The following is a 22,481-nucleotide window of genomic DNA, read 5'->3' as shown; positions in this document are numbered from 1 at the left end:
AGCAAAGCCCCTGGCGAGCCTTCCAGCAGCCGACGTCCACCGATCGCCGTGGCCTTGAACAACCGGTGGCACGACCACTAAAGCAACGGCATTGGCATGCGACGCGTCGGGGGCACCGCCCTGCGCGGGCCGGCCGGATGCGCGGGGCGGGGCGCCGTTGCCGCGCGGCCGGACCCTCCGGAATACGCCGGTGGCCGACCGGTGTTCCGCCCGCGACGCGGTCGGACCCCGGCCCGTCGCCGTTCCCTCCGCCGAACGCCTCGTCGGTGCCGGCTCCCCGGCCCGCCGGCGTTCCCGCAGGCGGGGGCGACCCCCGCCGCCCCGCAGGTCGCCCGCCGCGCGGGCGGTACGGCCGGCGACCCGTCACCCCCGGTCGCCGGACGCCCGGACGCCCGGCCGCTCCCGGGCACCGAGGGGCCGGAGCCGGGTGTCCGCGCCCGGCGGACGCGGAAGGCGCCGTACGCGTCCGGCCGGTCCGTTGCTCCGCAGGAGGGACCCGGCTCCCCCCAACGGCCGAGCCGGGCGAGTTGGCCCCCTCCCGCCCCGCTCCGCAATGGTTCCCTGCCACGGCGCACCGACGAACGGGAGACGACAGTGACCTCAGACGTGGACAGCGGCTCGCACCCGGCGGCACTGCCGCTGCTGCGCGGCCAGAAGGCGCTGGTGACGGGCGCGAACTCCGGTATCGGGCTGGCCACCGCGATCGCGCTCGGCCGCGCGGGCGCCGACGTGGTCGTCAACTACGTCTCGGACCGGGACGCGGCCGAGGACGTCGTCCGGCGGATCGAGGGCTTCGGCGTCCGGGCCCTCGCGTACGAGGCCGACGTCTCCGACGAGGCCCAGGTGACCGGCATGTTCGCGCGCATGCTGGAGGAGTTCGGCACCATCGACATCCTGGTCGCCAACGCCGGACTGCAACGCGACGCCCCGGCAACGGAGATGACCCTCGCCCAGTGGCAGAAGGTCATCGACGTGAACCTCACCGGCCAGTTCCTGTGCGCCCGGGAGGCCGCCAAGGAGTTCCTGCGGCGGGGAGTCGTCCCCGGCGTCTCCCGGTCGGCGGGCAAGATCGTCTGCATGAGTTCGGTGCACCAGGTCATCCCGTGGTCCGGGCACCTGAACTACGCCTCGTCCAAGGGCGGCGTGCTGATGCTCATGGAGACCCTCGCCCAGGAACTCGGCCCCAGCGGCATCCGGGTGAACGCGGTCGCCCCCGGGGCGATCCGGACACCGATCAACCGCGCCGCCTGGGAGACGCCCGAGGCCGAGCGGGACCTCCTCAAGCTGATCCCCTACCGGCGGGTCGGCGATCCCGAGGACATCGCGTCGGCGGTGACCGTGCTCGCCTCGGACCTCATGGACTACGTGGTCGGCACCACCCTGTTCGTCGACGGGGGCATGACGCTCTTCCCCGGCTTCGCCACCGGCGGCTGAGACGGCGCCACGGCACCTCCCACCGTCGTCACCAGCCGATAGGCCCGCATGCACCAGGCAACGACCCTCCTGGCAGGGACCCCCGGGCAACTGCTCCCCGCGCGGGAGCTGATGGCCTTCACCCTCGCCACCCACATCATCATCGTGCCGCTCGGCGTGGCCCTGCCGTTCATCACCCTCGTCATGCACCACCGGGCCCTGCGCCACGACGACCCCGTCGCCCTGCTGCTCGCCCGGCGCTGGTCGGCCGTGATGGCCGTGCAGTTCGCCGTCGGCATCGTCACCGGCACCGTGCTGTCCTTCGAGTTCGGACTGCTGTGGCCGAAGATGATGGGCACCTGGGGAGACGTCTTCGGCCTCGGCTTCGGGGTGGAGGCATGGGCCTTCTTCCTGGAGGCGGTGCTCATCGCGATCTACCTCTACGGCTGGCGGCGGCTGCGGCCGTGGACGCACTTCTGGCTCGCCACCCCGCTGCCGCTCGCCGCGCTCCTCGGCGCCTTCGGCATCATCGGCGCCAACGCGTGGATGAACACCCCGCAGGGATTCCGGCTCGACGCCCAGGGCCGTCCCACGGACGTCGACATCCGCTCCGCGGTCTTCACCCCGATGTTCGGCCCGCAGTACTGGCACTTCGTCGCGGCCATGTTCCTCACCGCCGGCTACGTGGTGGCCGGCGTGTACGCGGTCGGCTGGCTGCAGGGACGACGGGACCGGTACCACCTGCTCGGGTTCCGGGTGCCGTTCACCGTCGCGGCCCTCCTCACACCGGTGCAGTTCTTCCTCGGCGACAACATCACCCGCCAGCTGTTCCAGAAGCAGCCGGTGAAGTTCGCCGCGGCGGAACTGGTCTGGACGACGGACACCCACGTCCCCGAGTACGTCTTCGGACGGCTGCAACCCGACGGCACCGTCACCGGCGGCATCAGGATTCCCCAGCTGGACTCGATCCTGGCCGGCGGCAGCCCCGGCACCCGGGTGTCCGGACTGACCTCCGTCGCCGCCGCGGACCGGCCGACTCCCACTCAGGCGACCATCGTCCACTGGGCGTTCGACATCATGGCCGGCCTCGGCAGCGCGCTGGTCCTGCTCGCCCTCTGGTACGGCTGGTGCCGGCTGCGCCGCCGCGGCCTGCCCCGCTCGCCCTGGTTCTTCCGCTGCGCCGCGGTCGCGGGGGTGGCGAGCGTGGTGACCGTCGAATGCGGCTGGATCACCACCGAGGTAGGCCGCCAGCCCTGGATCGTGTACGGCCACATGCGGGTCTCCGACGCCGTGACGTCCGCCCGGCCCGTCTCGCTGTGGATCATGTTCGGGATCGTGGTGGCCGTCTACGTGCTCATGTTCGGAGCGTTCCTCGTGGCCGTCCGGATGATGAGCAGACGCTGGCGGAGCACGGACGCGTCCGCCGGCGCGCCGGACCAGGCCCCCGAACTCGACACGCCGTACGGCCCCCGCCGGGAGACCGTCGAGGCCGGCGCGGGCGCCGCGGCGCCGGACCCCCGCCCGGAACCGGGAGATCCCCGATGACCGCCACGGTGGCCGCCTGGATCCTGCTGCTCGCGACGGCCGCGTACGCCTGCGGGGGAGGAGTCGACTACGGGGCAGGGTTCTGGGACCTGGCCGCCGGCGGCACCCGGCGCGGCAGCCGGCCGCGCGCCCTGATCGACCACGCGATGGAGCCGGTCTGGGAGGTCAACAACGTCTGGCTGATCTTCGTCCTCGTCCTCATGTGGACCGGGTTCCCGGTGTTCTTCGAGGCCGTGTTCGGCTCGATGTGGCTGCCGCTCGCCCTCGCCGCGGTCGGCCTCGTCCTGCGGGGAGCCGGGTTCGCCCTGCGCAAACCCGCCCGCCGGCTCTCCCGGCGCCGCCTGTTCGGAGCGGTCTTCGCCGTCGCCTCCCTGCTCACCCCGTTCTTCCTGGGCGTCGCGGTCGGCGGGGTCGCCTCCGGCCGCGCCGCCCCGGGCACCGCCCCCTCCGCGCACGTGTGGGCGAGCACCACCTCCGTCGTCGCCGGCCTGCTCGCCGTCGCCGCCACCGCCTTCCTCGGCGCCGTCTTCCTGACGGCCGACGCCCACCGCTTCGACGCCCCCGACCTCGTCGTGTACTTCCGGCGCCGCGCCTGGTGCAGCCTCGCCGCCGTCGCCGTCCTGGCCCTCGTCGGGCTGGCCGAGACCCGCGACCACACCGCCTACGTGTACGACCGCCTCACCCGCGGACCGGGACTGCTGCTGGTCCTCCTCGCGGCGGTCGCGGCCGGGGCCACCGCGTTGCTGGTCGCCGGCCGGGCGGCGGGCCGGGCCCGCTTCACCGCGGTCGCGGCCGTGGCCCTGGTGATCGCCGCGTGGGGCGTCGCCCAGCGGCCCTACCTGGTGCCGACCTCGCTCACGGTACGGGAGGCGGCCGGTGCTCCGGGCTCGCTGCACTGGCTGCTGATCGTCACGGCCGTCGCGGTCGTGCTCGTGGGGCCCGCCCTGGTGGTGCTCTACCGGCTGGACACCCGCGGCCTGCTGGAGGCCCAGACCGACGCGGACGTCCAGGGCGGGACCCGGCCGCCCGGCGAGGGCTGACCGGCCCTCCCATGATCCGACGAACCGGCCGCCGGCACCGCCGGCCGGCCAGGAGGCAGCCGTGACGGACCAGCAGGTACTCGAAGGCCTCGGACTGATCGTCGTGCTGGCCGTCGGCTCGCAGCTCCTGGCGAGCCGGCTGCGCATCCCCGCCCTGATCGTCCTGCTGCCCGTCGGCTTCGCGGCCGGCGCGCTCACCGACGTCGTCCACCCGGACAAGCTGCTGGGCGACGCCTTCTCCCCGATGGTGTCGCTCGCCGTGGCGGTGATCCTCTACGAGGCCGGACTCGGCCTGAACATCAGCAGGCTGCACGGGCACATGCGGCGCGTCGTGGTCCGGCTGATCGTGCTCGGCGCGGTGATCACCTGGGCCGGCGCGGCCCTGCTCGCCGTGCCGCTCCTCGGCATGTCGCGCGGCGCGGCGGTCATGCTCGGCGCGATCCTGATCGTCTCGGGCCCCACCGTCGTCGGACCGCTGCTGAACTTCGTCCGCCCGACCGAACGGCTCCAGCGCGTCCTGATCTGGGAGGGCTCCCTGATCGACGCCGTCGGAGGCATCCTCGGCGCCCTCGTCTTCCACGGCGTGGTCGCCCAGACCGGCGGCGGAGCGGGGTTCAAGTTCGGTCAGTTCGCCGCCAGTTCGGCGGTCGGGCTGGCGGGGGGAGCGATCGGTGCCGCCGTGCTGTGGCTGCTGCTGCGCCGGCTGAACGCGGCCGAGGTGCTCGGCACCACCGTGCAGCTCGCCGCCGCGGTCGGCACGGCGGCGGCCTGCGACGCGATCCGGGACGACACCGGGCTCATCGCCGCGGTGGTGATGGGCATGGCGCTGGCCAACCTGCCCGGGGTCGACCTCCCCGCGCGCCGGCCGTTCCTGGAGACCCTGGTGTCGCTGATCATCGGCCTGCTGTTCATCTCCATCTCGGCGACCGTCACACCGTCCTCCCTGCGGCACCTCGTGCTGCCCACGCTCGTCCTGCTCGCCGCACTCGTCCTCGTCGTCCGGCCGCTCGTCGCGTTCGTGGCGACGCTGGGAACCGACGTGCCGCGCGGAGAGAGGGCGTTCATCGGCTGGATGGCCCCGCGCGGCATCGTCGCCGCGGCCACCGCGTCGACGTTCTCCGCCACCCTGGTCGCCGAGCACGTGGGGGGAGCGCAGAAGATCCTGCCCGCGACCTTCCTGGTCATCGTCGGCACCGTCACCCTCTACGGGCTGAGCGCGCATCCCGTCGCCCGGCGTCTCGGCGTGCTGCGCCCGGCGCGCGCCCGCCCGCTCCTCGTCGGCGGGGACCCCTGGGCGCTGGACATCGGACGAGCCCTGCGGGCCGCCGGGCTCGACGTACTGATGTGGGCCGGACAGGAGCGGCAGCGCGAGCTGATCCGCGCCGCGGGGCTGTCCCTCGCCGGCGGCGAGCTGCTCGCCGCGGCCACCGGCGAGGGGGCAGAACTCGAAGGGATCACCGGCGTGCTGCTCCTCACCGAGGAGGACGACTTCAACGCGCTGGCCGCGGCGAACCTGACCGGCACGGTCGACGGATTCGTGCACCGGCTCGGCCCTCCCGGTTCCAGTCACGGCGTCGTCGCCCCCTACACCCCGGGGGACACCCTCTTCGGGTCGGAGCTGAGCAGACCCGAACTCGCCCGCCGCTACGAGCGGGGTGACCGGATCGTGTGCCGCCCGGCCGGGGCAGGGCTCCCCGCCGGGTGCACGCTGCTGTTCGTCGTGCGACCCGACGGCGCGCTCGACGCCGTCACCGCGACGCACGCCCCGCGGCCCGGGCCCCGGGACAGCGCGGTCCTGCTCTGCACCCCGGACGCAGCGGAGGCGGGCGGATGGACCTGATCCACATCCGGATGGTCAGCCCCGCCGCGTCGACCGACGCGGTCGTGGCGCTCCTGGCTGCGGACCCGTGCGTCCTCAACCTCGTGGTGCAGCCCGGCATCGCGCGCCACCCCGACGGCGACGCCCTCGCCTGCGACGTGCTGACCGGCGGCGCCAACGAGGTACTGCGCGGGCTGCGCCGGCTGCGGCTCGACCGGGAGGGCTCGCTCGTCATCGAACCGGTGGAGATGGCCTTCGCCGGGGGCGCCGCGGCGGAGGAGGGATCGCTGCGGCTCGGAGCGCTGTCGCGGGCGCCGGTCTGGGAGGAGGTCGAGGCGCGCATCCGGGCCCAGGGCACCTACGCGCCGAGTTTCTACCTCTATCTCGTGGTGGCCGGGCTCATCGGCGCCGTCGGGATCGTCACCAACTCGCAGATCCTCATCGTCGCGGCGATGGTCGTCGGACCCGAGTACGGCGCCATCGTGAGCATCGCGCTGGGCATCGACCGGCGTTCCGGGCCGAGGGTGCGCGCCGGGCTCGTGGCGCTGCTGGCCGGGTTCCTGCTGGCCATCGCGGTGACCTTCCTGTTCGCTCTCGCGATCCGCGGGTTCGGCCTGGAGTCCCGGGCGTTCGGCGAGGGCGTTCGCCCCGTGTCCAGCCTCATCGACACCCCCGACTTCTTCTCGGTCGCGGTCGCCACCCTGGCCGGAGTCGTCGGCATCATGTCGCTGACCGAGGCCAGGACGAGCGCGCTGCTCGGCGTCTTCATCTCCGTCACCACCATCCCGGCCGCCGCCGACTTCAGCGTCTCCGCCGCCTTCGGCAGCTGGGACGAGGCCCGCGGATCGATCATCCAGCTCCTCGTGAACGTGACCGTGCTCGTGGTGGTCGGCGCGCTCACCCTGCGCGGCCAGCGGGCCGCCTGGCGGTGGGTCGCCCGGCGCCGGCCGGGCGTCACCGCCGGGTGAGCGCGCCGCCGGCACGGAACGCGCGGAGCGGAGGCGTCCGGTCCGGTCCGTGAGGTGACAGACTGGCGCCATGGACGAGCGCGAATTCCACAGGTCGGGTCAGCACGCATCGGTCATCGGTCTCGGCACCTGGCAACTGGGCGCCGACTGGGGCGAGGTGTCGGAGAAGGACGCCCTCGCCGTGCTGGAGGCCGCGGCCGAGTCCGGGGTGACGTTCTTCGACACGGCCGACGTGTACGGCGACGGGCGCAGCGAGGCGACCATCTCGACGTTCCTGAGCAGCCGGCCGGACCTGCACGTCGAGGTGGCCACCAAGATGGGCCGCCGGGTGGACCAGGTCCCCGAGAATTACGTCCTGGACAACTTCCGCGCCTGGAACGACCGGTCCCGCCGCAACCTGGGCGTCGACCGGATCGACCTGGTGCAACTGCACTGCCCGCCGACGCCCGTGTACTCCTCGGACGCCGTCTTCGACGCCCTCGACACCCTGGTCGAGGAGGAGCGCGTGGCGGCGTACGGGGTGAGCGTCGAGACCTGCGCCGAGGCGCTGACCGCCATCGCCCGGCCGAACGTGGCGAGCGTGCAGATCATCCTCAACCCCTTCCGGATGAAGCCGCTGCGCGAGGTGCTGCCGGCCGCGGTGGAGGCGGGGGTGGGGATCATCGCCCGGGTCCCGCTGGCCTCGGGGCTGCTGTCCGGCAAGTACACCGCAGAGACCGTGTTCGCGGCGGACGACCACCGGACGTACAACCGGCACGGCGAGGCGTTCGACCAGGGCGAGACCTTCTCCGGCATCGACTTCGCGACCGGGGTGGAGGCGGCGGCGGAGTTCTCCGCGCTCGCCCCCGAGGGCTGCACGCCGGCACAGCTCGCGCTGCGCTGGATCGTGCAGCAGCCCGGCGTGACGACGGTGATCCCCGGCGCGCGGTCCCCCGAGCAGGCGCGTCTGAACGCGGCGGCGGGGCGGCTTCCGGAGCTGTCGCGCGCGACGCTGGACGCCGTCGAGGACCTGTACGAGCGGCGCATCAAGGAGCAGGTGGAGGGCCGCTGGTAGCGGCCTGTCCGGTGGTGCCGGACACCCGGCGGCGGCCGTCGGGCCCCTGGGCCCGGCCCGCCGCCGGGTGTCCGCCACCGAGCAGTCGGCCGCGTTGCCGGTCGTGCAGCCGGCCGAGCACCAGCACCGAGGCGACCGCGCCGATGAGGGCGCAGAAGATGTCCCACCGGGTGTCCCCCACATCGCCCTGGGTGGCCGGGAAGTCGTCCGCGGCGTGTCCGCCGATCACGGCCGCCGCCCACTCGCCCAACTCGAAGAGGGCGCTGAAGGCGAGGCACGCGCACACCGTGAGCGGCCCGGGCCACCGGCTGCCGCGCAGCGGGGACGTCCGGCCGGGCACCTCCCGCACGAAGACCGCAGGAACGAACCCCTGCATCAGGTGCCCGAAGCGGTCGTAGGGGGTGCGGTCGAGGCCGAACGCGTCGCGCGCCCAGTCGCCGGGCGGTACCTGCGCGCAGGTCCAGTGGCCGCCCACGGCCGGCACCGGCGCGTGCGCCGCGAGCAGCCGGCACAACAGGTCCGTCGGCGCCGTCCACCCGCGGGACGCGCCGGGCCACGGCCGCGCGGTGTTCTGGGGCGCGGCCGTGGGGGTGGAGGTCAGTCCCGGGCCGCCGCGGCGCGCAGGGCCGCGATCGCGGTGGAGACGGCCCCCCGGAGTTCCTCCAGGCGCTGCACCATGTCGTCCTCGTAGATGTCGTCGGCGTCGTCGAAGGTCAGCTCCTCGAAGACCTTCGTGGCCTTCTGGAGGCTGCTGTAGAACCTCGTCCGCCGTTCCTGGACGCGCAGTCCGGGGTCGGCCTCCACGGTCTCGACGACGAGGTGCCTCATGGTGTCGTAGGCCTCGGCCGCCCATTCGCCCGCGTCCTCGCCCGCGTCGAGTTCGTCGAGCAGGGACAGATGCCGCTCCGCCTCGACGCGCAGTTCCGCCGGAGCGTCGAGGGTCTGTCCGGCCGGCGTCCGGATCTGGCCCTTCTCCGCGATCTGGCGTACGTAGCCGATGCGGTCGGCGGCCCGGTTCTCGGTGGCGACCGCCTTCTTGAGTTCGTCGGTGCGGGCGATGTCCCGGGCCAGCTCGGTCTGGAGGGCCGGGTCCTCCCTGACGCGGTCGAGCAGGGCTGTCCGGGCCGCCTGGGCCGTGGAGGGGTCGGCCAGGATGGCCGCTCGCAGTGCCGTCGGGTTCTCCGCCACCTCCAGCGCCTTGGTGGGCCGGATGCCCTCGGCCTCCGCCGCCTCCGCGATGGCCGTGCCCCGTTCGGAGGACCCGCTGGAGCGGGAGACGTAGTAGGAGGACCAGGCGTCCGCGCCGGGCAGGTCGATGTCCTGACCCGGCAGCAGGATCTCGAAGTGCGGCACCAGTCCGTCGTCGGCCGCCCGGTCCCACGCCTTGTAGTAGCGCAGGACGCGTTCCGCGGAGCAGCCGGCGATCTCGGCGAACTCCTTCGCGGACACCTTCGAGGTCTCGTCCGCGGACTGGCCGCCGGGGCGGACGCTGCGCGCGACCTTGAGCCCGAAGGCCCATCCGCCCGTCCGGACGTGGGTGCCGAAGTCGCGGGCGTCCTGCCGGACGGGGTCCGGCGCCTCGGGGCGCACGACGAAATCCTCGGTCGGATCGATGGCAACGGTCACCGGGAACTCTCCTGGGATGGCGGGGCGTTGATGTCACGGAGAATGAAGCATTGGCCCAAGCTCTGTGGGTACCCACGAGGCGACGCGTGCAGCGGAACCAAGCGGACACCCGAGTAGAACCGAACCAAGTAAGCCAGAACCGACGCGATGTGACGGCCTTCACCCCGATGTGGCGGAAAGTGATGAATTCCTTACGGCCGTGTCACGTACGGGTGGGTGCCGGCCATCGTGCGACCGCGGGAGGATTTTTCGTGCGACCGTTCACTCTCAACTACGCCCTGCCCTCAGGGCAGTCGGCCGCAATACCCCCGTACCACTTCGACACCGCCCTGCAGCTGAACGTGCTGCCCGACGGGCGCCCGGCCGTCACCGACCGCGCGCTGCTGCTGGCGGCCGGTACCACGACGTCCACGGCCGGCTCCCAGACGCACTTCGACGACTGACGGAAGACCGCGCGCCATGACGGTTCTCATCCTCACCGCCGAGCAGGACGTCACCGCCGACATGGTGGTGGCCAAACTGCACGAGCGGGGCGTGCCGATGGTGCGCCTCGACCCCGCGGACCTGCCCGGCAGGGCGGTGCTCTCCGCCGACTACGCCCACGGAGACTTCGACGGCTACCTGTCGGTCAACGGCCATGTGCTCAGCATGGGAGGGCTGCGCTCCGTCTGGGTGCGCAGGCCGGGCGAGCCGGCGGCGCACGCCGCCGAGCCCTCCGCGTGGCTCACGGCCGAGACGCGGCAGGCTCTGTTCGGCATGCTCTACTCGGCCTCGACCCGCTGGATGAACCACCCGCGCCGGGCCGAGCAGGCACGGCACAAGCCGTGGCAGCTGAGGGTGGCCCACAGCAGCGGATTCGCGGTGCCGCCCACGGTCATCACGACCGCTCCCCGGGTGGCGCAGCAGTTCGTCGAGGAGCACCGGGACGTCGTGGTGAAGTCGGCCTCCGGGCCGCCGCCCGGTGAACCCCGGGTGTCCCTGCCCACCACGCTGGTCGGGCCGGACACCGACTTCTCCGGGGTGGCGGCCGGTCCCGCGCTGCTCCAGCGCTACATCCCCAAGCGGGCCGACATCCGCCTCACCGCCGTCGGCAACCGGATGTTCGCCGCGCGCAAGGCCGCCGAGCCCGGTCAGGTCGACGGGCGGTTCGGCGAGACGGGGAACGGCTGGGAGCCGCTCGGGTCGGTGCCCGAACGCATCGGCCGCGCGGTCCGCGACTACCTCTCCTTCACCGGACTCGCCTACGCCGCCTTCGACTTCGCCGAGGACGCGGACGGCGTCTGGTGGTTCCTGGAGTGCAACCAGGGCGGCCAGTTCGGCTTCGTCGAACTGGAGACCGGCCAGCCGATCGCGGAGGAGGTCGCGCTGTGGCTCGCCATGCGAAGACCCGACTTCCGCATACCGGAGGGACATTGACGTGATGGGGGAGCGGTCGTCGTGCGGCGGAGCGCCCGAATCCGGGCGGGGTGAGCAGTTTATGACGCATAGTCAGGCCGCCGGGAACCGGAAGGACGTGAGGACCGCGTCCAGGGCCCGCCGGTCGGCCGGCGTGCCGCGGTCGGCGGCCGGGGTGGTCCACCGCAGCGAGAACCCGCGGTGTCCGCCGATGAGGAAGCCGCGTCCGAACGTGCGCAGCCGCTCGTCGCCCGTGCCCGCGTACCACTCCATGTCGGCACCCTTCAGCCCGCGGTAGGTCACGGGCCGGATGGCGCCCACCCGCCGGTATCCGCTCGTGGCGGCGCGCAGGGCGGGCTCCAGATCGCTCCACACGGCGACCGGGTCCGGGCCCAGCCGCGTGCTGTAGGTGACGGCCAGGGTGCGCGGGTCGCCGCTCGCGCCGAAGGTCACCCGGTAGGCGAGGTCGCCGGACGTCCGGGTGCCGACCGGGCTCCACCCCTGGGGAAGTGCCACGGAGAAGCCCTGTGCCGCCCGGTAGACGGAGAATCCCTCGGGTGCCGTCCCGCCGGAACCGGCGGAGGAGGACGGCGTCTTGGGGGCCGCGGGCGCCGACGGGGGGATGGGCGCGGTGGGGACCGGGCCGGGCGGCAGCGCGCCGGCGGTCCGCGCGGGTCCGGACGCGCCGGAGGTGCTCCCGCCCCGCAGGCCGCCCACCACGGCGAGCGCCGTGACGACGGCGGCGGCCGTGAAGACGACCACCCCGCCGACCAGCACCGGGCGCCCGGGACGCCACGCCGCCCGGGCGGGTCCGGCCCCCGCCGCGCCGCCGTCCCCGCCGCCCGGGACGCCCTGCGGTCCCTCGGCCGCGGTCGACGGCTCGGGGGCCGCGGGCGCCTCGGCGTCCTCGCGCAGGATGCGGGTCAGGGCCTCGCGCACCACCGGCCGCGGAACGCGTTCCGCGGGGCTCCAGCGCAACAGGCCCTGCACGGCGGGCGCCAGGGGGCCGGCGTGCAGCGGCGCCCTGATCGGCAGCCGGTCCACCGCCCGGAGCGTCGCCTCCGTCCGGCCGCGGTCCCGGACGGCGGCCCGCCCCTCGACCATCGCGTACATCAGCGCACCCAGCGCCCACAGGTCGGCGGCCCGTGCGCCGCCCTCCCCGCGGGCCTGTTCGGGGGAGGCGTAGGCCGGAGCGGTGACCCGCGGGGCGTCGTCCGACTCCGGCCGGCCGAACCCGGTGACGGTGACGACGCCGAACTCGTTCGCCCACACCTGGCCGGGGCTCAGCTCGCCGTGCGCGACACCCTCGCCGTGGGCCGCGTCGAGGACGTCGAGGACGCCCAGACCGATCCGGGCCGCCCGGACGTGACCGACGGGGCCACCCGCGAGCAGTTCGCTCAAGGGGGCGCCCGAGGGCGGCTCCGTCACGGTCCACAGCGAGCCCGCCTCCTCGAACACGTCGAGGACCGCGGCGACGCGCTCCGGGCACACCTCGCCCAGGAGCCGGGCCGCGCGCAGGACGCGGTCGGCGGCGCCGCCACCGGTCTCCCCGCGTAGAGCGTGCTCCCCGCCCTCCGCCGGCGAGGGGGCCGCCTCCCCGGCCGAGGAGGGCAGGCGGGAGCGGGTCAGCAGGACGGGACGGGTCAGGGCGGTGTCCCGGCCGAGCCAGCCGGTCCGGCCCTCCTCGCGCACGACGGTCTCCAGCAGCAGGTACCGTCCGGCGACCAGTTCGCCCGCTTCGTCGTGCACCGCGACCACCATCGCTCTTCCTCGTCGTTCACCCGGCTACCGGCTACCGGCTACCGGCTACCGGCTACCGGCTACCGGCTACCGGCTACCGGCTTTCCCGGAAGTACGGGAGAGGTGACGAAGAGTGTTCAACGCGGGCCGCACCGAGATGGCCGTCTTTTTCGCGGTCGCGCCGAAGTCGCCCGCGCGTACGAACAGTTCAGGCCGTGGTTGCCGCACGGCGGGCGTGCCTCCCCCGCCCGCCGTGCGGGGCGTGCGCGGGGCCGGCGCGGCGGGGAGCGGGGGCTCGTCCCCGTCCGGTGGCGAGGGCGCGGAACCCGGTCCGGACGGCACCCCGGCGGCGGCCCGCCCGTCGTCCGCCGCGCGCACCGGGGGAGGCCCCTCCTCGCCCCGCGGCGAAACGGCGCTTCCCCGTCCGGCGCGGCCCCCGCCGCCCGTCCGCACATCCCGGCCGCGCCTGCCCCGCACCGCCGACCCGCCGCGAGCAGCCGGTCCGCGGGCCGCCCGCGCGCCGGGCGGCCATGGACACGGACGGTGCGCCCGGGAAAGATGCCGTCTGCACGTGACGGTGCCGGCAGGGCCCCTGCGGTCCCGTCGCACCCGGCTGCGCCGTGCCCGACGGGACCGGCCCGTCGGGACCCTCCACCCCCCTGCGACCGCCCACGACCCCCTCCCTGCGCCCTCAGGCCGCCCGCGCCCCCTCGGCCGGCATCCGCCCCGCGGCCCGGCCCCGCCCCTCTGCGCCGACAGCCGCCCGCCATCCGCTCCCCGCCGCCCGCCACCACCCCAGCCCGTCCGGAGGCCGCCCGTATGAACGACCGTCCGCTGCCCGTCGGCACGCCCGCCGGACAGGGGGTCGACGCCGCCGGCGTCGCCGCCTTCCTCGACGCGGTCGAGGCCGCCCCGGACATCGAGCCGCACAGCCTGATGATCCTGCGGCACGGGCACCTGGTCGCTTCCGGCTGGTGGGCCCCGTACACGCCGGGGCGCCTCCAGCTGCTCTACTCGCTCAGCAAGAGCTTCACCTCCACCGCCGCCGGACTCGCCGCGGCCGAGGGGCTGCTGGACCTGGACGACACGGTCCTGTCCCACTTCCCCGAGTTCGACGCGGACGTCACCGATCCGCGCAGCCGTGCGCTGCGGGTCCGGCATGTGGCGGCGATGGCCTCGGGGCACCTCACCGACACGTGGGCCGACGCGGTCCGCCTCGACCCTGAGGAGGCGGTCCGCGGATTCCTGCTCATCCCGCCGGAGCGCGACCCCGGCACCGTCTTCGCCTACAACCAGTCCGCCACCTACGCCCTCGCGAGCATCGTCCAGCGGGTGACCGGCACGTCGCTCACCGGATATCTGCGTCCTCGCCTGTTCGACCCGCTGGGCATCGGGGAGACCGCCTGGACGCGCAACCGGGTCGGCAGTGAGATCGGGTTCAGCGGGATGCACGCCACGACGGACGCGGTCGCCCGGCTCGGGCAGCTGTACCTGGACCAGGGGCTCTGGCAAGGGCGCCGCCTCCTGCCCGCCTCCTGGACCGCCGAGGCGACCCGCACGCACGTCGCGAACGCGGACGGCACCGCCGAGGGCGCCCGGTCCGACTGGCAGCAGGGCTACGGGCTCCAGTTCTGGCGGTCGCGGCACGGCTTCCGGGGCGACGGCGCGTACGGCCAGTACTGCGTGGTGCTGCCCGAGCACGACGCGGTGATCGCCACGACCGCGGGCACCGAGCGGATGCAGGAGCTGCTGGAGCTGATGTGGCGGCATCTGCTGCCCGCCTTCACCCCGTCGCCGCTGCCCGGCAGGGCGGCGGCCGACGAAGCGCTCCGCCGGCGCCTCGCCCGGCTCGCGCTGCCTCCGGTCGATGCACCGCCGCGGCGCCCCGGACGGCACGACGGAGGCCCGGACACCCACTTCGCCCCCGAGCACGGACACTGCGCGGCGGTGCCCACCCTCACCCGCGTCGTCGTCGGCGCCGGGGACCGGGGCCCACGCGTCACGCTCCGGGAGGGCGAGGCGCACCTCGACCTGCGACTCGACGGACCGGGATGGACCCTCGACGAAGGAGCGGTGCCCACGGCCGTGAGCGGCGGCTGGAGCGGACCGGACACCCTGCGGGCCGACGTGCTGTTCCTGGAGACCCCGCACCGGCTGACCGTCACCTGTTCGTTCACCGATCGGACGTTCGCGGCGCGCTGGCACACCAGTCCGCTGCACGCCCGTTCCCTGCACTCACTGCGAGCGCCCTCCTACCCGGCGTGATTCGGCCAGACCGCGGTGCCCCGCCGCGCCACCCCTTCCGCCCCAGGACGAAGTCCACCACCATGCATATGCCGAGGGCCTGAGGCGCGACCGCGGATCCCGGCCCGTACCCGACTGCGCGTCCCTCGCGACGCGGCGGACGAACCCGGGGTGAACCATGACGAACGCGACGTGGACCCAGAGCGTGGAGTGGCTGGCGGCGGCGGCGACGGACCCCCGGGTCTGCAAACGCGAGTGGGACACCGGAAGTGGCGGCGTGCTGCTGGAGGCCGGACGCTACTGGGACGTGCTGAGCGTGCCCGAACCCCTCGGCCTGATCGCGCTGGACATCCTCTGGTGCGATCCCGCCCGGCCCCCGGGCCCCACCCTGGTGGACCGCGCCGCCCTCCGCGTGGGCTTCTTCCTGCCGCCGGACCCCGCGAGCCGATGGGTGGGGGCCGGGTTGCGCCACCTCGGCAGGGGGTCCTGGATCGCCGTCCCGCCGCCCTACCGGTCCGCCGGGCCGCTGGAGTGGGCCGTCCCGCCCGACGGCACCGGGGCCCTGCATCCCGCGCTGCCGCTGGAGCTGGCGCTGCGCCAGGCCCACGGCACCCTCGCCGTGACACCGCCGTCGTCCGGGGGACGCGCCGTTCCCGCGCCGGCCCCCGGCGCCCACTCCCGGCCGGCTCCGGCCCCGCCCTATCCGGCCCCGTAGAAGTGGGCCTGGCCGCCGCGCCACTGCACCCACGCGGGGTCGTCCAGCAGGTCCTCTGCGTCCGGCAGCCCCGCCCGGCCGAGGAACTCCAGCAGATCCTCGTCGGAGAAGGCCACGCCGAGGCTCTCGCCGCGCGCGGTCACCCGGCGGCCGCTGGTGTCCAGGGCCGGATGCACGACCAAGGGAGCACGTCCGGACATGTCTCCAGGATCGTCCTCCCCGGCGGGAGGCGCATCCGGGCGGGCGCGGAGGGCGCCCGTCCGCGGGTGTCCGCCCGCCGCTGTGCGGCTCAGCCCAGCGTCTCCGCCCAGTTCGCCGGGACGCGGCCGGCGGGCCCCGGCGCCGGCTGGTCCGACGGGTGGCTGGCCGGGGGAGCGAGCTCGGGCCCCGAGGCGTACAGCTCGGAGGTGCCGTAGTCCCAGAACCAGCTCTCGCCGGGCTCGAAGCTCTGGACGACCGGGTGCCCGGTGCCGCGCGCGTGCGCCGTGGCGTGCCGGCCCGGGGAGTCGTCGCAGCAGCCGACGTGGCCGCACTGGGCGCAGCGCCGCAGGTGGAACCACCATCCGCCGGAGGCGTCGCACTCGGCGCAGCCGGTGCCGCTCGGCGGGACGGAGGGGTCGATGCCGTTCGGGGTGGTCATGACGACTCCTCGGGGGTGTCCGAAACGGTCAGGGGGAGGCGCACCTGGAACCGGGTGTCGCCGGGCACCGACTGCACCGCCAGGCTGCCGTGGTGCTTGTTGACGACGATCCGCCAGGAGATGTCCAGGCCGAGCCCGGTGCCCTCGCCGACCGGTTTGGTGGTGAAGAACGGGTCGAAGATGCGGTCGCGGATCTCCTCGGGCACCCCGGAACCGGTGTCGTGGAACTCCACGAGCGCGTGGTCGCCGTCGAGCGCCGTGCGCACCGTGAGCCGGCCCTCGCCGTCCATCGCCGAGACGGCGTTGTCGACGAGGTTCGTCCACACCTGGTTCAACTCGCCGGGATAGGCGGGAATCCGGGGCAGCGACCGGTCGTACTCCTTGGCGACCTCGATGCCGGAGCCCATCTTCCCGGCCAGCATCATCAGGGTGCTGTCGAGCAGTTCGTGCACGTCGGCGACCTGGTAGGGGGCGCGGTCCATCTGCGAGTACTGCTTGGCGGCGTCCACCAGGTGCGAGATGCGCGAGGTCGAGTCCTCGATCTCGTTCATGAGCAGCTCGGTCTCGACCGTGTAGTTCAGCCAGCGGACGGCGCCTTCCAGGGTGGGCCCGTCGACCGCCGCGGCCACCTGGTCGAGCCAGTCCGTGTCGAGACCGGCCTGCACGAACGTCGGCGCCAGCTGCCATCCGCCCGCGATCGCGTGGTCGTCCAGCCAGTCGGCGAGGGCGTCCTCCCGGTCGGAGGCCTCCAGCGGCGTCAGCGGCGTCGCCTTGGCGACCTGCTCGGCGGTGCGCTCCTGGATCTCGACCAGCGTCTCCAGGGTGTCGCGCGCGTAGGGACCCGACGCGATCACGCCGAGCTTCTGCCGCATGTGCGCCACCCGGTCGCGCAGCGCCGAGGTGGCCCGCACGGCCGCTGCGGCCGGGTTGTTCAACTCGTGGGTGAGACCGGCGGACAGCGACCCGAGCGCCAGCAGCCGCTCGCGCTGCCCGATGGTCCGCTGGGTGTTCTGGCTGCCGAAGAACATGCCCTCCAGCAGATGAACGGCCATCGGGAACCAGTCCTGGAGGATCGCCGCGAAGGTCTCCGCGGGCAGGACGAAGAACCGCGACGGCTCGGTGACCCGCAGGGACCCCTTGTACAGCGCTTCGCCGGGGCCGCTCAGGTAGGCCTGCATCGCCCCCGCGTACACCCCGCGCTGCGAGGTCCGGTTGATCTCCACGTCGTCCGCGCCGACCCGCCGGGACATCACCACGGTGCCTTCGAGGAGGACGAAGAAGCAGGTCGCCGGGTCGCCCTCGGAGTAGACCGGTCCGGGGTCGAACAACTCGACCCGGCCCTCGCGGCACAGCCGGTCGAGCTGCTCGTCGTCGAGCTTCTCGAAGAGGAAGAGCGTGCTCAGCTCCGCGACGTCGCACGGCATCGGCCGCCCGCTCACGACTGCTCCAGGTAACGGTGGACGAGCATGACGGCCATGGCTCCCTCTCCGACCGCCGACGCGACCCGCTTCGCCGACTCGGCGCGGGCGTCACCGGCCACGAACACCCCGGGCACGTTGGTCTCCAGATGGTAGGGCGGCCGGTCCAGCTCCCAGCCGTGCGGCGGCTGCCCGTCCGGGGTCATGTCCGGGCCCGCCATGATGAAACCGCGGCTGTCGCGCAGCACCGTCCCGTCCAGCCAGCCGGTGAGGGGCGCGGCCCCGATGAACACGAACAGCCACTGCGCGTCGACGAGTTCGGTGTGGCCGCTTTCCACGTCGCGCAGCGTCAGCTGCTCCAGGTGGCCGCTGCCGTGCGCGGCCTCCACGACCGTGCCGGTGCGCACCGAGATGGTGGGCGCGTTCTCGATCTGCTCGATCAGGTAGTGCGACATCGACGCCGCCAGCGAGCCGCCGCGCACCAGGATGGTGACCGACTTGGCGCCGCGCGCCAGGTACATCGCGGCCTGTCCGGCCGAGTTCGCGCCGCCCACGATGTAGACGTCGTGCCCCTGGCAGGTCGCGGCCTCGGTCAGCGCCGAGCCGTAGAACACGCCGCAGCCGGTCAGTTCGTCCAGTCCGGGAGCCTCCAGCTGCCGGTAGGACACCCCGGTGGCGAGGATCACCGCGTGCGCGGAGATCGAGGAGCCGTCGGAGAAGCGGATCGTGCGCGACGCGCCGGTCACCTCCAGTCCGCTCACCTCGCGGGCGGTGAGGATCTCGGCGCCGAACTTGGCCGCCTGGCGCCGCGCCCGGTCGGTGAGCTGCGCGCCGGAGACGCCGTCGGGGAAGCCGAGGTAGTTCTCGATGCGGGAGCTCTGGCCGGCCTGCCCGCCGGTCGCGGAGCGCTCCACGAGCACGGTGCGCAGCCCTTCGGACGCCCCGTAGACCGCGGCGCCCAGCCCCGCCGGCCCGCCGCCGATCACGACCAGGTCGTAGAAGTCCGCCGCGGGTGTCGTGGCGAGCCCGACGTGCGCGGCGATGGCGTGGTCGTCCGGTTCGACGAGCGGGGTGCCGTCCGGGGTGATCACCAGGGGGAGCCGCTGCCCGTCCTGCTCGGCGGCGCGCAGCAGCCGCTCGCCCTCCGGGGTGTCGGAGGAGTACCACCGGTACGGAACCTGGTTGCGGGCCAGGAACTCGCGCACGCCCGAGGAGCGGGCCGACCAGCGGTGCCCGACCACCTTGCAGGACCCCACCGGCTTGTAGTCGCTGACCCGCCAGGCGTCCAGCAGGTCGTCCACGACCGGGTAGAGCTTCTCCTCGGGCGGGTCCCAGGGCTTGAGCAGGTAGTGGTCGAGGTCGATCACGTTGATCGCGTCGATCGCCGCGTTCGTGTCCGCGTAGGCGGTCAGCAGGATCCGGCGGGCTCCCGGGAAGATGTCGATCGCCTGTTCGAGAAACTCGATGCCGTCCATCTGCGGCATCCGGTAGTCGGCGAGGATCACCGCCACCTGGTCCCCGCGGAGCTTCAGTTCCCGCAGCGCGTCGAGGGCCGCGTCCCCGGACTCGGCGCGCACGATGCGATGGCCCTCCCCGTAGCGCCGCCTGAGGTCGCGGGCGACGGCGCGCGACACCCCGGGATCGTCATCGACGGTCAGAATGACGGTCCGCGCCGGACCGGCGGCCTGGGTCATGGGTCTCCCACCCCGAGAGGTTCGGTTGCGTCGCCGCCCGGCGGAGCCGCGGGGCACACCGGGCGGACACAGCCCCAATCGTATGTACGATCGGTCACCTTCGCTCAGGAACCGGTCGGGTGTGCGGTTCCGCGGGGTCCCGTGCCGCGGACGGCCCGGTCGGTCGGCCCTCCCGGGCCCTCGGCACTATCGTGCGGACGTAGTCCTCGACGGCCGTGTCCAGACCGATGTCGTGCTCGGCCCGCTCGGACAGGAACCAGCGGTGTTCGAGGATCTCGTGGTAAAGCTCGGCCGGGTCCATCGGCCCCCGCAGCGCGGGCGGCACCGCCCGGACCGTCGGCCGGAACACGTCCCGGACCCAGCGGTGCGCGAGGACCTCCGGCCGGGCGGACCCGGCGGCGCCCCCCGGCCGCCCGGCGGGCGTGTGGTCGTCCTGCGTGGCCATCCAGCTCTCCAGGTCGTTCAGCAGCCGCCGGGCCTGGTTCTCCTCGGTGTCCAGGCCGGTCAGCCGCAGGAGCTGGCGCTGGTGGTGCCCGGCGTCGACGACCTTGGGCACGAAGGTGACCGTGTCGCCGTCCGAGGAGTGCGCGATCTGCATCTCGGCGACGTCGAACCCGAGGTCGTTCAGCCGGCGGACCCGGCGGTCGATGTAGTGGTACTTGCCCGCCGGATAGACGGACGTTCGGGTCAGCTCCTGCCACAGGCTCCGGTAGCGCGCGCAGATCTCCGCGCCGAACTCGACGGGGTCCACCGAGGGGTGCAGCGCGCCGGCCGCCTCCAGGTCGAGCAGCTCGCCGCTGATGTTCACCCGGGCGAGATCGAGGTCGTACTCCCGCTGCCCGGTGCTGAGCTGCGGGTGCAGGTCGCCGGTCTCGGCGTCCACCAGGTAGGCGGCGTAGGCGCCCGCGTCCCGCCGGAACAGCGTGTTGGACAGCGAGCAGTCGCCCCAGGCGAACCCGGCCAGGTGCAGCCGGACCAGCAGCACCGCGAGCGCGTCCATGAGCCGGTGCATGGTGGCCGGCCGCATCGTCGTCTCGAACATCGACCGGTAGGGCTGCGAGCCGCCCAGGTGCCGGGTGATCAGCACGGACTCCAGCGGTTCACCGGCCGCGTCGGTGCGCCCGGTGACCACGGCGAGCGGGTCGACCGCGGGGATGCCCAGCCGGTCCAGGCCGAGGAGCAGCTCGTACTCGCGCACCGCCGGCCGCTCGGCGAGTTCCTTGACGGCCACCACCTCGTCGCCGGCTCGCGCGTAGCGCACCACGTGCCGGGAGATGCCGCGCGGCAGCGGCACGAGGTGGTGGTCGGGCCACTCCTCCAGGGGGACCTGCCAGGGCAGTTCCAGAAGGAGCGCGGGGTGCTCCGGGTTGGTGGCGCTGATCTGCAGGGCCATGTCGGGGCCGCCCTCACCTCGTGCTCGAACGCTGGTGCGGTGACCAGCATCTACGACGGGTCGCCGAGGCGGAAGACGCGCCGAGCGTTCTCCGACAGGAACAGGGCGGACGTCTCCTCGTCCAGGTCCGGTTCGGCGAGGTGCTCCAGGGCCCGGCCGGAGCGTGGGGTGCTGCATCCACGCGTCGACGACCGGCATGTCCCCGTGCCTCCCTGGTCCCCGTGACGGCGCGTGACGGCGGGAGCCGTCATCGAACATTCGCCCGACTGGCGACTCTGGTGCCCCGACCGGAAAGGGCGTCGCGAGCCGGTGAGCCCTTCCGGTCGGGGCACTGGGGGGAAACGCGGCCCGCGGGCTACCCGCCGGCCGCGTCCACGAGCGTCGTCAGCGCCGCGACCAGCCGGGCGAACCCCGGCAGCAGCCGCCCGCCCGGCTCCTTCATGTAGGTGTCCCGGCGGATCTCCACCATGAGCGCCGACACCGCCGGCTCCCTCTCGTAGTGGCGCAGCGGCACGTAGGCCCCGGAGAACGGGCTGTCGATCCCCACCGCGCCGAGGCCCGCGAACGCCTTCTCCGCGAGCGCCACCAGTTCCGGCGGGGTGTGGAAGGAGTCGGTGCCCAGGCAGACCGCCGGCCGCGGCCCGTCGCCGTGCAACTCGTAGGGCAGCCGGGCCGTCGGGTAGGAGTGGATGTCGATGACCACGGCCCTGCCGGTTGCGGCCAGCCGGTCCGCGACCGCCTCGGTCATCGCCCGCGCGTACGGGTGGAAGTAGCGGTCGAGCAGCGGACGGGGATCGGTGTCCGCGGGCCGCAGCCGGCCCCGGTGGGTGGTGCGGGTGTAGACGGCGCCCATGCCGGCCGCCAGCATCTCCTCCCGGTCGTCCGGGAAGCGCTCCGGGTCGACGACGAGCCGCGACAGCCGGTTGACGAACCGCCACGGGGTGAGGCCGGCGCCCTCGGCCACGGCCGCCGCCAGCGGTTCGGTGTGCGCGTCGGTGATGTGGTCGAGTTCGCTCTCCAGCGCCGCGTCGCCGAGGACGATGCCGGCGCGGACCGGTGCGGGGATCACCCGGGAGGAGTGCGGCACGTGCAGGATCACCGGCGAGTGGACCGCGCCGGGCAGCAGGGCGAAGGACTCGGGACAGGCCGCGGGGCCGAGGTTGTCGTCCATACCGCATTCCTATCCCAGCCGGGCGCGTCCGTCGCGGGGGAGGGGGGCGGGTGGGCGCTCCTCAGCCGCCGCTGCCCCCGTGGCGCGCGTAGTGCTCGATGAGGGCCGCCCGGGTGGTCTCCAGACGGTGCGCGAGGATGGCGCCGATCGTCCGGGTCAGCGACAGCTCCAGCGTCGGGTCCTGCTCGCACAGGGCGCGCACCTCGGCGGCGTCGAACTCGTAGGCCCGCACGGGGCTGAACGCCTCCGCGCCGAAGTCCCAGGTGTGCGGGCGGAACAGCCAGGACCAGCCCAGCAGGTCGCCCGGGCCGAGCTGGGCGACGGTGATGCGCCGGTCGGCGATGACCCGCTGGTACAGGGACACCGTCCCGGAGCGGACCACCCAGAAGCGGTCGGCGGTGCCGCCCGCCTCGAAGATCGGCCCGTCGGCGGGGAAGGAGACCTCGCGGGCCACCTCCATCAGCCGGGCGCGGTGCTCGGGGGAGAGGGCGGGCAGGAGCCGGAGAGCAGTGGGCATCGCGGACCTCCATCGGGCCGCCCCGTGGCCGCGGGGGCCGGCGGCTGTCGTTCCGGTGGTATCCCGTCACCCTCCATTGGAGCCCGAAC

General features: G+C 74.0%; 20 protein-coding genes and 1 pseudogene. 10 read left to right on the top strand and 11 right to left on the bottom strand.

From position 1 onward, the window contains the following. Positions 1-639 precede the first annotated feature (639 nt). The 6 genes from ACGFS9_RS18450 to ACGFS9_RS18425 all read left to right on the top strand — a co-directional run bounded on the left by ACGFS9_RS18450 (position 640) and on the right by ACGFS9_RS18425 (position 7,839). A complete protein-coding gene (locus ACGFS9_RS18450; RefSeq protein ID WP_393254385.1) occupies positions 640-1,434 on the top strand; it encodes an SDR family oxidoreductase in 795 nt (264 codons plus the stop codon). Positions 1,435-1,482: 48 nt separating this feature from the next. Continuing rightward, positions 1,483-2,958 (top strand): cytochrome ubiquinol oxidase subunit I, encoded by a 1,476-nt coding sequence (locus tag ACGFS9_RS18445; protein WP_393254365.1) that lies wholly within the window; start codon positions 1,483-1,485, stop codon positions 2,956-2,958. Beyond that, positions 2,955-3,998, top strand: a complete 1,044-nt coding sequence (locus tag ACGFS9_RS18440) for a cytochrome d ubiquinol oxidase subunit II (protein WP_393254364.1) — start codon at positions 2,955-2,957, stop codon at positions 3,996-3,998. The genes ACGFS9_RS18445 and ACGFS9_RS18440 overlap by 4 nt, the downstream gene beginning before the upstream one ends. 61 nt (positions 3,999-4,059) lie before the next feature. Further along, positions 4,060-5,838: a cation:proton antiporter gene (locus ACGFS9_RS18435; RefSeq protein ID WP_393254362.1), complete on the top strand. Its 1,779-nt coding sequence runs from the start codon at positions 4,060-4,062 to the stop codon at positions 5,836-5,838. After that, the gene (locus ACGFS9_RS18430; protein WP_393254360.1) at positions 5,829-6,785 is read left to right on the top strand and encodes a DUF389 domain-containing protein; all 957 of its coding nucleotides are present in this window, start codon (positions 5,829-5,831) and stop codon (positions 6,783-6,785) included. The genes ACGFS9_RS18435 and ACGFS9_RS18430 overlap by 10 nt, the downstream gene beginning before the upstream one ends. A 70-nt stretch (positions 6,786-6,855) precedes the next feature. Further along, complete coding sequence (locus ACGFS9_RS18425; RefSeq protein WP_393254359.1) at positions 6,856-7,839, top strand: aldo/keto reductase; 984 nt, start codon at positions 6,856-6,858, stop codon at positions 7,837-7,839. Here the strand turns inward: ACGFS9_RS18425 and ACGFS9_RS18420 are convergent. Continuing rightward, positions 7,811-8,362, bottom strand: a pseudogene (locus ACGFS9_RS18420) (DUF2238 domain-containing protein); the annotation flags it as partial. The gene ACGFS9_RS18425 and the pseudogene ACGFS9_RS18420 sit on opposite strands and share 29 nt — an antisense overlap. 74 nt (positions 8,363-8,436) lie before the next feature. Then, positions 8,437-9,465 (bottom strand): hypothetical protein, encoded by a 1,029-nt coding sequence (locus tag ACGFS9_RS18415; RefSeq protein WP_393254358.1) that lies wholly within the window; start codon positions 9,463-9,465, stop codon positions 8,437-8,439. Between the two features lie 251 nt (positions 9,466-9,716). Here ACGFS9_RS18415 and tgmA point away from each other — a divergent pair, with 251 nt between their 5' ends. Continuing rightward, the gene (gene tgmA, locus ACGFS9_RS18410) at positions 9,717-9,908 is read left to right on the top strand and encodes a putative ATP-grasp-modified RiPP (RefSeq protein ID WP_393254357.1); all 192 of its coding nucleotides are present in this window, start codon (positions 9,717-9,719) and stop codon (positions 9,906-9,908) included. 16 nt (positions 9,909-9,924) lie between these two features. Then, positions 9,925-10,881 (top strand): ATP-grasp ribosomal peptide maturase, encoded by a 957-nt coding sequence (gene tgmB, locus ACGFS9_RS18405; RefSeq protein ID WP_393254355.1) that lies wholly within the window; start codon positions 9,925-9,927, stop codon positions 10,879-10,881. A gap of 72 nt (positions 10,882-10,953) precedes the next feature. On the opposite strand, the gene ACGFS9_RS18400 is transcribed toward tgmB, so the two are convergent. Continuing rightward, positions 10,954-12,621: a serine/threonine protein kinase gene (locus tag ACGFS9_RS18400; protein ID WP_393254353.1), complete on the bottom strand. Its 1,668-nt coding sequence runs from the start codon at positions 12,619-12,621 to the stop codon at positions 10,954-10,956. A gap of 798 nt (positions 12,622-13,419) precedes the next feature. On the opposite strand from ACGFS9_RS18400, the gene ACGFS9_RS18395 reads away from it, so the two are divergent. Together ACGFS9_RS18395 and ACGFS9_RS18390 are read left to right on the top strand one after the other, a co-directional pair. Beyond that, complete coding sequence (locus tag ACGFS9_RS18395) at positions 13,420-14,865, top strand: serine hydrolase domain-containing protein (RefSeq protein ID WP_393254351.1); 1,446 nt, start codon at positions 13,420-13,422, stop codon at positions 14,863-14,865. Positions 14,866-15,022: 157 nt separating this feature from the next. Continuing rightward, positions 15,023-15,559, top strand: coding sequence for a hypothetical protein (locus ACGFS9_RS18390; protein ID WP_393254350.1), 537 nt, complete (start codon positions 15,023-15,025; stop codon positions 15,557-15,559). Here ACGFS9_RS18390 and ACGFS9_RS18385 read toward each other — a convergent pair. The 8 genes from ACGFS9_RS18385 to ACGFS9_RS18350 form a co-directional block, all read right to left on the bottom strand. Further along, entirely contained in the window at positions 15,544-15,759 is a 216-nt protein-coding gene (locus ACGFS9_RS18385; protein ID WP_393254349.1) for a hypothetical protein, read from the bottom strand. The two genes, ACGFS9_RS18390 and ACGFS9_RS18385, sit on opposite strands and share 16 nt — an antisense overlap. 89 nt (positions 15,760-15,848) lie before the next feature. Next, a complete protein-coding gene (locus tag ACGFS9_RS18380; RefSeq protein ID WP_393254347.1) occupies positions 15,849-16,199 on the bottom strand; it encodes a UBP-type zinc finger domain-containing protein in 351 nt (116 codons plus the stop codon). Then, on the bottom strand, positions 16,196-17,638 hold the full coding sequence (locus ACGFS9_RS18375) for an ATP-binding protein (RefSeq protein WP_393254346.1): 1,443 nt from the start codon (positions 17,636-17,638) through the stop codon (positions 16,196-16,198). The genes ACGFS9_RS18380 and ACGFS9_RS18375 overlap by 4 nt, the downstream gene beginning before the upstream one ends. Then, positions 17,635-19,311, bottom strand: a complete 1,677-nt coding sequence (locus ACGFS9_RS18370) for an FAD-dependent oxidoreductase (protein WP_393254344.1) — start codon at positions 19,309-19,311, stop codon at positions 17,635-17,637. The genes ACGFS9_RS18375 and ACGFS9_RS18370 overlap by 4 nt, the downstream gene beginning before the upstream one ends. A gap of 94 nt (positions 19,312-19,405) precedes the next feature. Continuing rightward, a complete protein-coding gene (locus tag ACGFS9_RS18365; protein ID WP_393254342.1) occupies positions 19,406-20,704 on the bottom strand; it encodes a DUF4032 domain-containing protein in 1,299 nt (432 codons plus the stop codon). Positions 20,705-20,754: 50 nt separating this feature from the next. Next, positions 20,755-20,955 carry a hypothetical protein gene (locus ACGFS9_RS18360; protein WP_393254340.1) on the bottom strand — a complete coding sequence of 67 codons (201 nt, stop codon included), beginning with the start codon at positions 20,953-20,955 and terminating at the stop codon, positions 20,755-20,757. A 104-nt stretch (positions 20,956-21,059) separates the two neighbouring features. Next, the gene (locus ACGFS9_RS18355; protein ID WP_393254338.1) at positions 21,060-21,875 is read right to left on the bottom strand and encodes an N-formylglutamate amidohydrolase; all 816 of its coding nucleotides are present in this window, start codon (positions 21,873-21,875) and stop codon (positions 21,060-21,062) included. Positions 21,876-21,936: 61 nt separating this feature from the next. Next, complete coding sequence (locus ACGFS9_RS18350) at positions 21,937-22,392, bottom strand: Crp/Fnr family transcriptional regulator (RefSeq protein ID WP_393254336.1); 456 nt, start codon at positions 22,390-22,392, stop codon at positions 21,937-21,939. Positions 22,393-22,481 lie beyond the last annotated feature (89 nt).

The sequence above is a fragment of the Streptomyces sp. NPDC048566 genome (assembly GCF_043199735.1).
GTDB lineage: Bacteria > Actinomycetota > Actinomycetes > Streptomycetales > Streptomycetaceae > Streptomyces.
The sequence above is the reverse complement of the archived record's forward strand: the minus strand, read 5'-3'. Positions and strand labels throughout refer to the sequence as shown.